The organism is Microbacterium indicum DSM 19969, assembly GCF_000422385.1.
Lineage (GTDB): Bacteria > Actinomycetota > Actinomycetes > Actinomycetales > Microbacteriaceae > Microbacterium > Microbacterium indicum.
In genome coordinates this window covers 199,905-215,495 of the sequence record NZ_AULR01000003.1, presented here as the reverse complement: position 1 = coordinate 215,495, position 15,591 = coordinate 199,905, and the positions used below count along the sequence as shown (strand labels likewise).

Here is a 15,591-nt window from a genome sequence, read left to right as displayed (position 1 = left end):
CTTCCTGCCGTGCGGACATCCGATTCGATGTCCTCCGGGAAGGAAGATGTCCCCTCGCGGGCCCCTCGGCTGATCGGCGTCGTCGACCCGGCGCCGTGGCTTCCCCGCGGAGGCCGCGCCGAGGCCTGGGCCGGCGACGACCTCGTCGTCCCGGACCCGTGCATCCTCGTCCGGATCCTGCTGACCCGCGGCGAACGACGCCTCTTCCTGGTCGAGACGGAACGAGGGCCGGATCTGCCGTCGCTGCGTCTCGACGGAGCGACGCCTGCCGACGGACTCCGTCGGCTGGCGGCGAGGACCCACGGCGAAGTCGATGCGGTCCACCGCTGCATCGGCTGGATCCGCAACGTCGTGCCGGTGCCCGGCTCCGACTATCCGCACCCAGCGCCGTACGCGTACGTGCCCGTATTCGAGCCGCTCGCTCCGCTCCCGCCGACCGTCTCCGGGGCCTGGGTGGACATCGACGCCGCAGCGGACAGGGTCGCCGACCGTCATTGGTGGCTGATCGTCGCCCGTCGCCTGAACGCAGAAGGGCGCCTCCCCCGCGGGGGAAGCGCCCTTCTGAACGGTGGCTACCGCGCGCCGGCGCGGCGCTTGTTGTAGACGTCGAAGGCGACGGCGAGGAGCAGCACGAGGCCCTTGACGATCGACTGGTACGACTGCGGGACGCCCATGAGGCTCATGCCGTTCGACATGACCGCCATGACGAGACCGCCGACGAGGGCGCCCGTGACGCGGCCGATGCCGCCCGTCGTCGAGGCGCCGCCGATGAACACGGCCGCGATGACGTCGAGCTCGAACATGTTGCCCATGTTCGGCTGCGCGCCGTTCGACCGGGCCGAGAACACCGCGGCCGCGATGCCCGTCAGGAAGCCCATGTTGACGAAGATCCAGAAGTTCATGTTCCGGACGTTGACGCCCGAGAGCTTCGCCGCCTCGAGGTTGCCGCCGACCGCGTAGACGCGGCGGCCGAACACCGTGCGGTTGGTGATCATCTGGTACGCGAGCACGAGCACGCCGAGGATCACGAGCACGATCGGGAAGCCGCGGTTGTAGGCGAGCGCGAACGCGAACGCGAGGATGACGATCGCGACGATGACGAGCTTGCCGATGAACAGCGGGGTCGACTCGACCTGCTGGTTGTACTCGATGCGCGCCCGGCGGCTGCGCGCCTGCGACACGATGAAGCCGACGACGGCGAGGAGGCCGATCACCATCGTGAAGACGTCGAGCGTCTGCGGCACCGCGAGGAGGCCCTCGCCCTGGCCGAGCGGGATGGATCCGAAGAGCCCGTCGAGGAAGCCCGACGCGACGCGCTGGTACTGGCTCGGGAACGGCGACAGCGAGACGTTCTGCAGAACCGTCAGGGTGAGGCCGCGGAACACGAGCATGCCCGCGAGCGTCACGATGAACGCCGGGATGCCGACGAACGCGACCCAGAAGCCCTGCCAGGCGCCGACGACGATGCCCGTCACGATGGCGGCGATGATGCCGACCCACCAGGGCATGCCCATGCGGATCACGAACACGGCCGAGACGGCCGAGGCGAACGCGAGGACCGAGCCGATCGACAGGTCGATGTGGCCGGCCACGATCACCATGAGCATTCCGAGCACCATGATGAGGATGTGCGCGTTCTGCAGGATGAGGTTCGTGAGGTTCTCGGCCCCCAGCAGCGTTCCGCCGGTGAGGATCGTGAACAGCACGACGATCGCGACGAACGCGATGTAGATGCCCGACGTGCGGAGGTTGCGCGTCAGCAGGCTCCAGGTCTCGGAGAAGACGTTGGTCACGCCGCGACCTCCTTGTCGTTCTCGATGGTCATGAGGTTCATGAGGTTCTCCTGGGTGGCCTCGGCGGCGGGCATCTGCCCCGTGATCCGGCCGTAGGCGAGGGTGTAGATGCGGTCGCTGATGCCGAGCAGCTCGGGCAGCTCGCTCGACACGACGATGACGGCCTTGCCCTCGTCGGCGAGGCGGTTGATGATCTCGTAGATCTCGTACTTGGCTCCGACGTCGATGCCGCGCGTCGGCTCGTCGAGGATCAGGACCTCGGGATCCGAGAACAGCCACTTCGACAGGACGACCTTCTGCTGGTTGCCGCCGGAGAGGTTGCCCACGTTCTGCATGACGGTGGGGGTCTTGATGCGCAGGCTCTGCCGGTACTGCTCGCTGACCTTGATCTCCTCGTTGCCGTTGATGAACGAGGCCTTGTTGGCGAGCTTGCGGAGCGCCGCGCCCGTGATGTTCGTGCGGGTGTCGGCGACGAGGTTGAGGCCGTACTGCTTGCGGTCCTCGGACACGTAGGCGATGTGGTTGTCGATCGCCTCCTGCACCGTGCGGGTCTGGATCTCCTTGCCGTGCAGGAAGACCTTGCCCTCGATGTCCCGGCCGTACGAGCGGCCGAAGATGCTCATCATGAACTCGGTGCGGCCCGCGCCCATGAGGCCCGCGATGCCGACGATCTCGCCCGCGCGGACCGAGATCGACGCGTTGTCGACGACGGTGCGGCCGGCCTGCGTCGGGTGCTGCACGGACCAGTTCTCGACGCGGAAGATCTCCTCGCCGATCTCGGGTTCGTGATCGGGGAAGCGGTTGTCGAGCGAGCGCCCGACCATGCCGCGGATGATCCGCTCCTGCGTGGCGTCGGGCTCCGACATGTCGATCGTCTCGATCGACTCGCCGTCGCGGATGATCGTCGTCTCGTCGGCGATGTCGACGATCTCGCCGAGCTTGTGGCTGATGATGATGCACGTGATCCCCTCGCTGCGCAGCTGGCGCAGGAGGTCGAGCAGGTGCTCCGAGTCGTTGTCGTTGAGGGCGGCGGTCGGCTCGTCGAGGATGAGGAGCTTGACGTCCTTCGTCATCGCCTTGGCGATCTCGATGAGCTGCTGCTTGCCGACGCCGAGCTGCTCGACGGGCGTCGTGGGGTTCTCGTCGAGCCCCACGCGCTTCATGTACTTCATCGCCTCGACGTTGGTGCGGTTCCAGTCGACGAGGCCGCCGGACTTCTGCTCGTTGCCGAGGAAGATGTTCTCGCCCACCGAGAGGTAGGGGATGAGGGCGAGCTCCTGGTGGATGATCACGATGCCGTGCTTCTCGGAGTCGCTGATCGACGAGTACTTCGCCTCCTCGCCGTCGAACAGGATCTGTCCGCCGTACGAGCCGTGGGGGTACACGCCCGACAGCACCTTCATCAGCGTCGACTTGCCCGCGCCGTTCTCGCCGCAGATCGCGTGGATCGACCCGCGCTCGACGCTGAGGTTGACGCCCTTCAGCACCTTGACGCCGGGGAAGTCCTTCGTGATGTCGCGCATCTCGAGGATCGCGTCAGACATCGTTCTCCTTTCATAGCGGCACGCCGCCTCTCGGCCGCCCGGTGAGGGGCGGCCGAGAGGGTCGTGCCGACGGTGGGGTGGGTCAGTCGGCGATGCCCGACGCGACCTCGTCCTCGGTCCAGTAGCCCGAGTCGACGAGGAGCGACTGGATGTTGTCCTGCACGACGATGTCGGACTGCAGCAGGAACGACGGGACGACCTTGTTGCCGTTGTCGTACGACTCGGTGTCGTTGGCCTCGGGCTCGTCGCCCTCGGCGTACGCCGACGCGGCCGTGACGGCCTCGGACGCGAGCGAGCGCGTGTCCTTGAAGATCGACGCGAACTGCACGCCGTCGTTGATCAGCTTGACCGAGGCGATCTCGCTGTCCTGGCCGCTGACGACGGGGAGACCGGCCTCGATGTCGTCGCCGTAGCCCGCGTTCTGCAGCGCCGTGATGATGCCGCGCGAGATGCCGTCGAAGGGCGAGAGCACGCCGTCGAGCTGGCCGGATCCGCCGCTGTAGGTCGACGTGATGAGGTCTTCCATGCGCTTCTGGGCCGTGGCCTGGTCCCAGCGCAGCGTCGCGGCCTGGTCGAACTCGGTCTGGCCCGAGCCCACCGTGAGGCGGCCGTCGTCGAGGTAGGGCTGGAGCGTGTCCATCGCGCCGTTCCAGAAGAACGTCGCGTTGTTGTCGTCGGGCGATCCGCCGAAGAGCTCGATGACCTTCTCGTCGGTCAGGCCCGTCTCCTCGTAGTTCTCGTCGAGGTAGCCGAGGCCGCGGAGCAGCGACTGCGCCTGCTGCACGCCGACCTGGTAGTTGTCGAACGTCACGTAGAAGTCGACGGCGTCGGTTCCGTTGATGAGGCGGTCGTAGGCGATCACGGGGATCCCCTTCTCCTTGGCCGCCTCGAGCTGGCTCGCGAGCGCCGTGCCGTCGATCGACGCGACGACGAGGATGTCGGCGCCGTTCGTGACCATCTGCTCGATCTGCTGCTGCTGCGTGGGGATGTCGTCGTTGGCGAACTGGAGGTCGACGTCGTAGCCGGCGTCCTCGAGCTGCGACTGCACGGCGTCGCCGTCGGCGATCCACCGCTCGCTCGTCTCGGTCGGCATCGCGACGCCGACGGTGATGTCCTCGGCGGCCGCGCCGTCCGAGCCGCCGTCCGAGCTGCTGCCCGAGCAGGCCGCGAGGCTGAGGCCGAGCGCCACGGCGCCGGTGACGGCCGCGATGCGCATGCTGGTTCGCTTCATTGCTGTGTCCTCTTCATTGAGTGCGAGCGATCCCCCTGGCGACGCCTCGGGTGAAGGCGTCGGGTGACTGCTCTGTCGGGTGCGGAAGGGATCCGCCGTGTGGAAGATTACATATTGCGGGGCCTGCGGACAAATTACAATCGCGTATCGTCTACTCGTCGCCCGCCGTTCAGAGAGGAACGCGATTGCCCGATCCCATCCTCCGCACGCGCGGGGTCACGAAGGCCTTCCACGGGATCCCCGCGCTCGCCGACGTGTCGCTCGCCGTCGAGCGCGGCGAGATCCACGCGATCTGCGGCGAGAACGGCGCCGGGAAGTCGACGCTCATGAACGTCCTCTCGGGCGTCCACCCCGCGTCGTCGTACGAGGGTTCCCTCGAGTTCGACGGCCGTACCGTGGCCTTCCGGTCCGTGCCCGACAGCGAGCGCGCGGGCATCGCGATCATCCACCAGGAGCTCTCGCTCGTCCCCCACCTGTCGATCGCGGAGAACATCCACCTGGGGTCCGAGATCACCCGAATGGGCGTCATCGACTGGGAGCGCACGAACCAGCACGCCGCCGAGCTCCTCGAGCGCGTCGGGCTCTCCGAGAGCCCCGCGACGAAGGTGCGCGACCTCGGGATCGGCCAGCAGCAGCTCGTCGAGATCGCGAAGGCGCTCGCGAAGCCCGTGCGCCTGCTGATCCTCGACGAGCCGACGGCGGCGCTCGGCGGCGCCGACTCCGACCGCCTCATCGCCCTCGTGCGCCACCTGCGCGACCAGGGCATGACCTGCATCGTGATCTCGCACAAGCTCCGCGAGGTCCTGGATCTCGCCGACACGATCACGGTGCTGCGCGATGGGCGCACGGCCGACACGATCCGGCGCGACGACGCCGATCGCAGCGAGGGGCGGATCATCCGCGCCATGGTCGGCCGCGACATCGCGAGCCTCTTCCCGCCGCGCGAGCGCGACATCGGCGAGGAGCTCCTCCGGGTCGAGGGGTGGACGGTGCGGCACCCCTCGGATCACGACCGCGTCGTGGTCGACCACGCCGACATCTCGGTGCGGGCGGGAGAGATCGTGGGCCTCGCGGGGCTCGTCGGGGCCGGCCGCACCGAGCTCGCGCTGAGCCTCTTCGGCCGCTCGTACGGATCCTCGGCGTCGGGCCGCGTGTTCAAGAACGGGGTCGAGGTGCGGCTGCGCACGATCGACGACGCGATCCGCCACGGGCTCGCCTACGCGACGGAGGACAGGCGGCGCCTGGGCCTCAACCTCATCGGCGACATCCAGAAGAACGTGTCGGCGGCGGCGCTCGAGCGCCTCACCCGAGTCGGACTCGTCGACGAGCTGCGCGAGCACAAGGTGGCCGACGCCTACCGGTACAAGATGAACATCAAGGCGCCGTCGGTCCGGGCCGTCACGGGCAGCCTCTCGGGCGGCAACCAGCAGAAGATCGTCCTCGCCAAGTGGCTCTTCACGAGCGCCGACGTGATCATCCTCGACGAACCGACGCGCGGCATCGACGTGGGCGCGCGCTACGAGATCTACGGGATCATCAACGAGCTCGCGGCGCAGGGCAAGGGGATCGTCGTGATCTCGTCCGACCTGCCCGAGATCCTGGGCCTCTCCGACCGGATCTACGCCGTCGCGGGCGGCCGGATCACGGGCGAGACGCTGCGCCGCGACGCCACGCAGGAACTGCTCATGAGCCTCATCGGAGCGGCGGGTAGCGTTGGCTGAGATGCCCGAGTCCGCCGCTCCGCAGGCGCCATGGGCGTCTGAGCCGCCGCGCACCCTCGGGGCCCGATCCGCGAACGACCAGGTGCGCCAGCAGAACCTCTCGACGGTGCTGCGGCTCGTGCACTCCGAGGGGGCGCTCTCGCGCGCCGCGATCGGCGAGGCCGTCGGCCTCAACCGCTCGACCGTCGCGGCGCTCGTGGCCGAGCTGCTCGAGCTCGGGCTCGTGCGCGAGACGTCCTCGGCGCCGACGGGCCGCGTCGGGCGTCCTTCGGTGCGCGTCGAGGCCGACGACAGCGTCGTCGCGCTGAGCATCTCGGTCGAGCCCGACGGCGTGCAGCTCGGCCTCGTGGGCCTCGGCGGCGCCGTGCACTCGCGCGTGCGGCACGACCTCGCGTCGGCGCCGAGCCCGCGCCGGTTCGCGTCCATCGCGGCCTCGCTCGTCGACGGCATGCGCGCCGACATCGAACGCCACTACCGCCTCGTCGGCGCGGGCCTCGCGGTGCCGGGGCTCGTGGATCCGTCCGGCCTCGTCCTCGTCGCGCCGTCGCTCGGCTGGAAGCGCGAGGGCATCGCGGCGCGGCTCACGAACGCCCTCGGCGTGCCGACGTCGGTCGGCAACCTCGCGGGCGTCGGCGCGTTCGCGGAGGCGCGGTTCGGCATGGGCCGCGGCATCGACAACATGCTCTACCTGTCGGGGTCCCGGCACGGGATCGGCGGCGGGCTCATCTTCGACGGCAACCTCCTGCGCGGCACGAACGGGTTCGCGGGCGAGCTGGGCCACACGGTCGTCAACCCGGGCGGCGCGCGGTGCGAGTGCGGCCGCCGCGGCTGCCTCGCGGCCGAAGTCACCCCGAACCGCGTCCTCGACATGCTGGGCAGGAAGAAGCTCGACGAGGACGAGCTCGACATCGAGCTCGGCGTCATGCGCGACGCCCGGATCACGGCCGAGCTCGAGCGGCAGGTCGACCTGCTCTCGACGGCGCTCACGAACTTCGTCAACGCGTTCGCACCGCAGACCGTCGTCCTCGCGGGCTACCTCGGCGTGCTGCTCTCGACGAGCCGCGAGCGGCTCTCCGACGCCGTCACGGTGCAGCCCATGGGATCCGAGGGCCGCCAGATCCGCCTCGAGCGCTCGCGCATGCGATCACAGCTCATGCAGATCGGCCCGGCCGAGCTCGCCTTCGCGCCGCTCCTCGCGGATCCCGCGTCGCTGAGACTCTGACGATCGCGCGAGGCCCTGACGATCCGGGCCCCGTCTCGGCGGGAGCCGGCACATCGTCAGAGCGTCGGGGCCGGGGCCTACGGCGCGTCCTTCTCCGGGATCACGACGTGGGCCGCGACGGGCCTGCCGTCGGCGTCGACGAGGTCGAGCGGTTCGCCGTGGTCGTCGAGCATCTGGACCGGGATGAGGCCCGTGCCCGTCGCCTCGGGGTGCACCAGCGCGGCCGGGGCTGGCCCGCGCATGCCGTCGTAGGTCGGGACGGCCGGATCCTTCCCGAAGCGCTTCTTCGCGCCCGCGCCGCCGAGCAGGAGGTTCAGGAGGATCGCCGCGATCGCGCCCGCCGAGATCCCCGAGTCGAAGATCAGCTGGAACCAGTCGGGCATCTGCGCGTAGATGTCGGGGCTCACGGTGGGCAGCAGCGCGATGCCGACCGACAGCGCGACGACGAGGATGTTGCGGTTGTCGAACTTCACCTTCGAGAGGGTGCGGATGCCGCTCGCCGCGACCATGCCGAAGAGCGCGATCCCGGCGCCGCCGAGCACCGCGCGGGGGACGCCCTCGACGATCGCCGACACCTTGGGCAGGAGGCCCAGGATCACGAGGATCACGCCCGCGGCCGTCGCGACGAAGCGCGAGCGCACGCCCGTGAGCGAGACGAGGCCGACGTTCTGCGCGAACGCCGTGTACGGGAACGTGTTGAACAGGCCGCCGAGGATCGTGCCGAGGCCATCGGCGCGCAGGCCGTCGGCGAGCTGGCGCCGCCCGACGGGCTTGTCGACGATCTCGCCGACCGCGATCATGTCGCCCGTCGTCTCGGTCATGATCACGAGGCCCACGATGATCATCGACACGATCGGGACGACCTCGAAGGTCGGGGCGCCGAAGTGGAACGGCGTCGCGAGGCCGAACCACGCGGCGTCCGCGACGCCCGACCAGTCGACCATACCGGGGACGAAGAGCGCCGCGACGGTGCCGACGACGAGGCCCAGCAGGACCGAGACGCGGGCGAGGGCGCGCGGCGCGAAGCGCTCGACGAGGACGATGAGCAGGAGCGTTCCGGCGGCGAACGACAGGCTCACGGGGGTCGCGGATCCGTCCTCCGTCCCCGTCGTGATCCACCCGGCGGCGACGCCCATGAGCGTCAGGCCGATGATGAGGATCACGGTGCCCGTCACGATCGGCGGGAAGAAGCGCAGCAGCTGCGAGAAGAACGGGGCCGCGATGACCATGAAGACGCCGCACGCGATCGTCGCCCCGAAGACGGCCGTGATCGGGTAGCTCTGCCCGATCGCGATCATGGGCCCGACGGCCGCGAACGTGACGCCCTGCATGAGCGGCAGGCGCACGCCGAAGCGCCAGAACCCGACCGACTGCAGGATCGTCGCGAGTCCCGCGACGAAGAGGTCGGCGCTGATGAGGAACGCGAGGTCGGCGCCCGAGTACCCGAACGCCCCTCCCACGATCAGCGGCACCGCGACGGCTCCCGCGTACATCGCGAGCACGTGCTGCAGCCCGAGGGGGAACAGCCGCGCGAGCGGCGGGATCGAATCGACGGTGTTGCTGTCGCGTGAGGGGCGCTCGGTGGTGCTCATGGGCCGGAACGCTAGCTGCCCTGCGTTGCGGCGGTGTTTCGCGCGCCGGTCGCGGCCGCTTCGGGCTCGGCGGGCGCCTCGCCGTGAAGCCCGCCGGACATCGCGTACTCCTCCTCGGGCGAGAGCACGAGGTGGTGGCGGCCGTAGAGGGCGAACGCGACGAAGATCACGACGTAGACCACGATGATCGCGGCGATGGCCGGGAGGTAGGCGGGGTTGAGGAGGAAGCCGACGAAGACCGCGGCCGAGATGATCGCGGCGGAGTACGCCCCGAAGAGGCCCCACGGCGACCGGTAGGGCCGCGCGGCGTTCGGGAAGCGCTTCCGCAGCACGATGAACGAGACCATCTGCAGGAAGTACGAGACTACGGCGCCCCAGCAGGCGATGTTCAGCACGATCGCGCCGGCGGGGCTCGACGACCCGCCCATCGCGTCGACGACGACGAGCGCGACGAACCCGATGACGGCGCCGAACACGAGGGCCGCCCACGGCGTCTGCCGCCTGCCCGTCACCGAGAGGACCTTCGGGTAGTAGCCGGCACGCGAGAGCGAGTACATGTTGCGGCCGTACGCGAACATGATCCCCATGAGCGACGCGAGGAGGCCGATGAGGGCGAGGAGCGCCAGGACGGCGGCGGCCTGATCACCCACCATCGCGCGGAAGCCGTCGAGCAGCGGCTCCTCGGAGACGCCGGTCGCGTCGGCGCCGAGGACGCCCGTGTTGAAGATCAGGACGATGAGGCCCGTCACGATGAGCGTCCCGCGGGCCCAGAGGCCGGCGCGCGGGATGTCGCGCTCGGGCGCGTGCGCCTCCTCGGCCGCGAGGGGGAGCTCCTCGATGCCGAGGAAGAACCACATCGCGAAGGGCAGCGCGAACAGGACGGGCATGATCCCCTCGGGCAGGAAGGTCGACGCGCCGACGGCGTCGGCGTTCGGGACCATGTCCCACAGCGCGTCCCACGAGAACGCGCCGGTCAGGAGCGTCATGACGCCGAAGACGACGAGGATGCCGATCGAGATGATCGAGACGACGATCGCGAAGCCGAACGACACGTTCGCGCCCGCCGCGTTGAGCGCCACGAACACGGCGTAGAGGAGGGCCCACCACACGGGGCCCGGGAGGCTGATGCCGAGGAGCTCGCTCGTCACGGCGTCGGCGTAGCTCGCCGAGAAGTACACGACGACGGCGGTCGTCGCGACGTACTCGATCGTCTCGGCGAGGCCCGTCGCGAGGCCGCCCCACGGGCCCATCGCGGATCGCGCGAACGAGTACGCGCCTCCCGTGTGCGGCATCGCGGCGGCCATCTCGCCGATCGAGAAGGTGAGGCCGTAGTACATGACGGTCAGGACGACGAAGGCGATGAGCATGCCGCCGAAGCCCGCGAAGTCGATGCCGAAGGTCCACCCCGAGAAGTCGCCCGAGATCACGGCCGCGACGGCGAGGGCCCAGAGCCCCCACACCCCGGCGCTGCGCTTGAGGCGGCGCTTCTCGAAGTACCCGTCGTCTGCCCGGGTGTAGGTCACGCCGGCTTTCCTGGATTCGGACATGGGATCCCCTTCGGGTCGAGCTGATCGTTGTCGAGAGCGTTCGGCCCGTCCGCGTGGGTCCGGGGCTCCCCTCAGAATCCCGCCGGCGCCGGACACCGCGCCATCCCCGGGTGTGAAGCGTCTGTTACACCGCGGCCCCGCACGTAAATGGCGTGTGAATCAGCGCCGCGGGAGGCGCTTCCAGCTCGCCCCGACGCGGCGCATCGATATGCGCGTGCGGTCGGCGCGGAAGACGTCGTCCGACGCCTCGATCGGCCGACCGGCGGCGTCGAAGGAGACGCGTCGCAGCGCCAGGAGCGCGTCGCCCGCCGCGATCCCGAGCACGCCCGCCTGCTCGGCCGACGCGGCGACGACGTCGATCGTCTCGTCGGCGTGGGAGAGCTCGATGCCGTACCGCTCGCGGATCAGCTCGTACACGCTGCCCGTCAGGTCGAGCCGCTGGATCCCGGGCAGGCGGTCGCACGGAAGCGTCATCCGGTCGATCGAGAGGGGAGCGTCGTCGGCGTCGCGCCGCCTCACGAGCCGGAAGACGTGCGCGTCGGGCCCGAGCGCGAGCCGGCGCCTCTCCCCCGGCGTCGCGATGCCGATCTCGGAGTGCAGCACGACCGTCCCGGGCCGGTGTCCCTGCTGCTGGAGCATGCGGGGCACGCCCTCGATCGTGTTGAGGTGGCGGTCGATCTTTCCGTCGTCGACGAAGACCCCGCCCGCGCGCCCCATCGCGCGGCGCACCTCGCCGCGGCGCTCGAGCGCCTCGAGCGCGTGCCGCAGCGCCGAGCGCGGGACGCCGAGCGCCTCGCTCAGCCCGCGCTCGCTCCCGAGCCGCTCGCCGGGCGCGAACCCGTCGCGCCGGATGATCCAGCGCACCCGCTCGGCGAGCTCGTCGCGGTCCGCCTGCGACGGATCCCCGCCCATGGCCCGATCACGCGCCGAGCGCCGTGAGCGACGCGTCGAGCGCCTCGACGAAGCGCGGGATGTCGCCCTCGGCGAAGGCGAGCGGAGGGCGCAGCTTGAGGACGCTGTTGGTCGGGCCGCACACGCTCGTGAGGACGCGCCGCTCCCGCAGCTCCTCGAGCACGGCGAGGGCGAGATCCGTCGCGGGCTCCTTCGCCCGGCGGTCGGTCACGAGCTCGAGCCCCGTGTACAGCCCCGCGCCGCGCACGTCGCCGATCGCGTCGTGCCGCCCCGCGAGCTCCCGCAGCGCCGCGCGGAACGCGTCGCCCGTCACGCGCGCGTGCTCCTGCAGCCCCTCCGAGCGGATCGTGTCGAGCACCGCCTGCGCCGCCGCCATCGCGACGGGGTTGCCGCCGAAGGTGTTGAAGTAGGGGCGCGCCGACGCGAAGGCCGCGAGCACGTCGGACCGCGCCGCCATGCCCGCGACGGGGAACCCGTTGCCCATCGGCTTGCCCATCGTCACGAGGTCGGGCACGACGCCGTGGCGCTCGAAGCCCCAGAACGCGTCGCCCGTGCGGCCGAAGCCGGGCTGCACCTCGTCGGCGATGATCACGCCGCCGCGTGCGTGCACGAGTTCGAGGGCCGCCGTGATGAAGCCGGGGCCGCCCGTGTAGATCCCGTCGGACGAGAACGAGGTGTCGAGGATGATCCCGGCGAGGCCGTCGCCCGAGGCCTCGATCTCGTCGATCGCGTGCGCGACCCGGGCGAGGAACGCCGCGCCCGCCTCGGCGACCGAGGCGTGCCGATAGGTGTCGGGCGGATCGATGACCCGCAGGGCCGGATCCATCCGCTCGGCCCCGGCGAGCGAGGGCGAGTGCGCCGAGACGAGGGCCGTGTTGCCGTGATACGCCTCGCTCGTCGCGATGTACGCGAGCCCGCCCGTGTGCTCGCGGCCGACGCGCAGCGCGAGGTCGTTCGCCTCGGATCCCGTGCACACGAACATGACCTGGTCGAGCGCGGCGGGCATCGTCGAGAGCAGGTCGTCCGCGTAGTCGACGATGTTCTCGTGCAGGTAGCGCGTGTGGGTGTTGAGCGCGCTCATCTGCCGCGTGACGGCGTCGACGACGGCGGGGTGCGCGTGGCCCAGCGAGGCGACGTTGTTGTACAGGTCGAGATAGTCGCGGCCGTCGGCGTCCTCGATGTGCGCCCCGCTCCCGCGGACGAGCTCGACGGGGCGCTGGTAGAAGAGCCGGTACGCGGGGCCGAGCGCGCGCGTCCGCCGCGCGACGAGCTCCCGTTCGCGCGGGGCGAGGGCCTCGGCGCTCGCGGCCGAGAAGCTGTTGCCGTCGAGGATCGAGGCGCCGCCCGTGCCCCGCCGCGTCGTGGTGCTCTCGCTCAGGGTCATCGGGGGCTCCTTCGTGGCTCGCGCGCCTCCCGGCGCGCTCGTCGGGCGTCGTCTCCCGCCAGTGAACACGACGCCGCGGGCCGCCCGCGTTTCCGTCGTGCAACGGTCTGGCCCCGTGTGTGAATGGCGTGTGAAACCTCGCCCGCCGGGGGCGTGCGCGCCCCTCCCGCGCGGCTAGCGTCCTGCCCATGATCCCCGCTGTCGGCACGCCTCAGGCCGAGGCCGTCTCCGCCCTCTCGTCGTTCGACGGCCTCGCCCGCGGCGACGCCGCGCCCGCGTGGATCCGCGACGGCGTCGTGGGCGCGTGGGGCCTCGATCCCGGCGCCGAGGTCGCCCTCGTCGTGCTGAGCGAGAACGTCACCTTCGCGGTGCGGATCGGCGGATCCGCCCGGATGATCGTGCGCCTCGGCCGGCCCGGATACGCGGCGACGACCGACCACATCCGCAGCGAGCTGGTGTGGGTCGACGCGCTGCGCCGCGACATCGGGGCCCCGACGCCCGCGCCGATCCGCGGGGCCGACGGCGACCTCGTCCAGCTCCTGGGCGACCCCGACGGCCGCGACTGGACGGCCGTCGCGTTCGACTTCGTCGCGGGTTCGGCCCTCGAGGACCGCCCCGACGTCGCGGCGCACTTCCGCGAGATCGGCGCGCTCACGGCGCGGCTGCACGAGCACGCGCGCGCGTGGCGCCCGCCCGCCGGGTTCACGCGCTTCGCGTGGGCGACGTCCGACATGGTCGGCCCGTCGGCGCGCTGGGGCGACTGGTCGCGTGCGCCGCTCGCAGGTCCCGACGCCGCGCTGCTCGGCCGCGCGCAGCTGCGCGCGCTCGAGGCGCTCGACGCGGCGGGGATCTCGGCCCGCGACGCCCGCCACTGGGGCCTCATCCATGCCGACCTGCGGCCGTCGAACGTCATGTCCGACGGGTCGCGGATGTCGATCATCGACTTCGACGACTGCGGCTACGGGTTCTATCTCTACGACTTCGCCGCGGCGCTGACGTTCTACGAGCACCGCCCCGAGGCCGCGGGGATGGCGGCCGACTGGCTCGGCGGGTACCGCGAGGTCCGTGCCCTCGGCGCCGACGAGATCGCGAGGGCCGCGGCTCTGTCGATGCTGCGGCGGCTCACGATGCTCGGCTGGCAGACGACGCACCGATCCGACGCCCTGCCGCCGGATCTCTGGGACGAGAACCAGCCCGGCACCGTCGAGGTCGCGGCGCGCTACCTCGAGGATCCGCTCTGGCTCGTGCGGGGGTGAGGGATCAGGCGGGCGCGTGGCTTCATCAGGTCTTCGCCGAACGTCCACCGAGTGAGGGTCCTCGTCGATCGCGGTCAGGTGCGCACACGCGAGTACGGCCTTCGTCATGAAAGCGGTCAGGCCTGCCTATCGCATCGGCGCCGCGTCGGATCCCTTGCGCGCTGATCGGGGGGGGCACAGCTACCTCTCTGCGAGATTGTCCGCCTCTCACACGGAGCACATGACAACGCCGCTGCGCGCCGTGACCGACACGCACCTTACACTCACGACACACACAAATCACACACCGCAAGGACGCATTCCGCCCCACAAATCCCCACTAGTCTCGAATTGGTGGTACGGTTCGACACATGGAACCCACCGAGCGCGTAATTCGAGTCGATGACCTGGAACAACAGCGGAATCACCTCGAGGCGGAGATGGCAACCCTCGAGTCTCAACTCAATGCCCATCGTGCTCGGCACTCACAGATCTCCAAAGTCCTCGAGGCGCTTGCGAGCCTCGGCATGCAGAGCAACTCCTCTCCAGCAGACGGTCAGAAGCCGGACGAGCCGCTTCGGGCCGGACGCGGCATTCGCACCGTGGACATGGTCGTAACGTTGGTGCGTGACGCACCTCACGGCCTGACCCGCGAAGAGATCCATACCTCGTTCGTCAAGCGGTGGGGCGACTCATGGTGGGAGAACCCACGAAATGCCCTCAACACTGCGATCGGACGTGCGTTGACGCGCGGGCTCATCACCAAGCGTGGCGAGAGACTTCACGCCCAATGATGTTGTCGAGTCACGACGGAACAGCGTGGTTCATCGACGAAACGAAGGCGCGTGGCTATCACGTCGTGGCGACGATGGTCCGTCCGGAAGACGCTGAACACGTACGAAAGAGCATGCGCGCACTCGTGCGAAGCGGCCAGCGACGACTACATTTCAAGGCCGAGAGCCCGGCCTCGCGCCGAAAGCTCATGGCGGAGATTCGCAGGCTGCCGGTCGCCGCTCTGGTGTATTCCGTCCATGGGGAGAAGGACGCGACCGCTCGGCGCATGTGCCTGCAGGCATTGATTGAGGACGCCCAGACACACCACGTCAGGGCTGTTTCGCTCGAACGTGATGAGTCTCTCATGGCCGCAGACCGGCGCATTTTACGCGATGCTCTGGACAGGATCGACTACCGCGAGAGCCTGCGCTATGAACACCTGTCGCCGTATGAAGAACCACTGCTGTGGATCAGCGATGCAGTTGCGTGGTGTGTACAAGCGGGTACCACTTGGCGTGCAGCAGCCAGTCCGCTCATCACGAAAAGCCGTCAGCTGAGGTAGTCAGAAAAGGCGCAGGCCCGGCTCGTCGTACCGTCCGGAAGACTGCCAGGCCTACTTCGCAGGGCTAATGCCCC

At 70.0% G+C, this 15,591-nt stretch carries 13 protein-coding genes; 6 read left to right on the top strand and 7 right to left on the bottom strand.

Going from position 1 to position 15,591, the window contains the following annotated elements; genetic code table 11:
• Positions 1 to 9: 9 nt before the first annotated feature.
• The gene (locus tag H576_RS0106100; protein ID WP_156888147.1) at positions 10 to 603 is read left to right on the top strand and encodes a hypothetical protein; all 594 of its coding nucleotides are present in this window, start codon (positions 10 to 12) and stop codon (positions 601 to 603) included.
• Here the strand turns inward: H576_RS0106100 and mmsB are convergent.
• The 3 genes from mmsB to chvE all read right to left on the bottom strand — a co-directional run bounded on the left by mmsB (position 573) and on the right by chvE (position 4,568).
• Positions 573 to 1,793 carry a multiple monosaccharide ABC transporter permease gene (gene mmsB / locus H576_RS0106095; protein ID WP_029150206.1) on the bottom strand — a complete coding sequence of 407 codons (1,221 nt, stop codon included), beginning with the start codon at positions 1,791 to 1,793 and terminating at the stop codon, positions 573 to 575. The genes H576_RS0106100 and mmsB overlap by 31 nt on opposite strands.
• On the bottom strand, positions 1,790 to 3,337 hold the full coding sequence (gene mmsA / locus H576_RS0106090; RefSeq protein WP_029150205.1) for a multiple monosaccharide ABC transporter ATP-binding protein: 1,548 nt from the start codon (positions 3,335 to 3,337) through the stop codon (positions 1,790 to 1,792). Before mmsA ends, mmsB begins: the two co-directional genes overlap by 4 nt.
• Positions 3,338 to 3,419: 82 nt before the next feature.
• Complete coding sequence (gene chvE / locus H576_RS0106085) at positions 3,420 to 4,568, bottom strand: multiple monosaccharide ABC transporter substrate-binding protein (RefSeq protein ID WP_029150204.1); 1,149 nt, start codon at positions 4,566 to 4,568, stop codon at positions 3,420 to 3,422.
• 185 nt (positions 4,569 to 4,753) lie between these two features.
• Here chvE and H576_RS0106080 point away from each other — a divergent pair, with 185 nt between their 5' ends.
• Both H576_RS0106080 and H576_RS14560 read left to right on the top strand, forming a co-directional pair.
• The gene (locus H576_RS0106080; protein ID WP_029150203.1) at positions 4,754 to 6,289 is read left to right on the top strand and encodes a sugar ABC transporter ATP-binding protein; all 1,536 of its coding nucleotides are present in this window, start codon (positions 4,754 to 4,756) and stop codon (positions 6,287 to 6,289) included.
• Position 6,290: 1 nt separating this feature from the next.
• Positions 6,291 to 7,511, top strand: a complete 1,221-nt coding sequence (locus H576_RS14560; RefSeq protein WP_036319496.1) for an ROK family transcriptional regulator — start codon at positions 6,291 to 6,293, stop codon at positions 7,509 to 7,511.
• 77 nt (positions 7,512 to 7,588) lie between these two features.
• On the opposite strand, the gene H576_RS14555 is transcribed toward H576_RS14560, so the two are convergent.
• From H576_RS14555 to H576_RS0106055, 4 genes are all read right to left on the bottom strand, one after another.
• Positions 7,589 to 9,103: a nucleobase:cation symporter-2 family protein gene (locus H576_RS14555; RefSeq protein ID WP_084502488.1), complete on the bottom strand. Its 1,515-nt coding sequence runs from the start codon at positions 9,101 to 9,103 to the stop codon at positions 7,589 to 7,591.
• A gap of 11 nt (positions 9,104 to 9,114) precedes the next feature.
• Complete coding sequence (locus H576_RS14550; RefSeq protein WP_051172254.1) at positions 9,115 to 10,650, bottom strand: amino acid permease; 1,536 nt, start codon at positions 10,648 to 10,650, stop codon at positions 9,115 to 9,117.
• Between the two features lie 159 nt (positions 10,651 to 10,809).
• Positions 10,810 to 11,562, bottom strand: a complete 753-nt coding sequence (locus tag H576_RS0106060; protein ID WP_029150202.1) for a GntR family transcriptional regulator — start codon at positions 11,560 to 11,562, stop codon at positions 10,810 to 10,812.
• A 7-nt stretch (positions 11,563 to 11,569) separates the two neighbouring features.
• On the bottom strand, positions 11,570 to 12,946 hold the full coding sequence (locus tag H576_RS0106055; RefSeq protein ID WP_051172252.1) for an aspartate aminotransferase family protein: 1,377 nt from the start codon (positions 12,944 to 12,946) through the stop codon (positions 11,570 to 11,572).
• A gap of 188 nt (positions 12,947 to 13,134) precedes the next feature.
• On the opposite strand from H576_RS0106055, the gene H576_RS0106050 reads away from it, so the two are divergent.
• From H576_RS0106050 to H576_RS16610, 3 genes are all read left to right on the top strand, one after another.
• Complete coding sequence (locus H576_RS0106050) at positions 13,135 to 14,202, top strand: phosphotransferase enzyme family protein (protein WP_036319494.1); 1,068 nt, start codon at positions 13,135 to 13,137, stop codon at positions 14,200 to 14,202.
• A 350-nt stretch (positions 14,203 to 14,552) separates the two neighbouring features.
• Positions 14,553 to 14,975 carry a hypothetical protein gene (locus H576_RS16615; RefSeq protein ID WP_156888146.1) on the top strand — a complete coding sequence of 141 codons (423 nt, stop codon included), beginning with the start codon at positions 14,553 to 14,555 and terminating at the stop codon, positions 14,973 to 14,975.
• The gene (locus tag H576_RS16610; RefSeq protein ID WP_156888145.1) at positions 14,972 to 15,517 is read left to right on the top strand and encodes a hypothetical protein; all 546 of its coding nucleotides are present in this window, start codon (positions 14,972 to 14,974) and stop codon (positions 15,515 to 15,517) included. Before H576_RS16615 ends, H576_RS16610 begins: the two co-directional genes overlap by 4 nt.
• Positions 15,518 to 15,591: the final 74 nt, after the last annotated feature.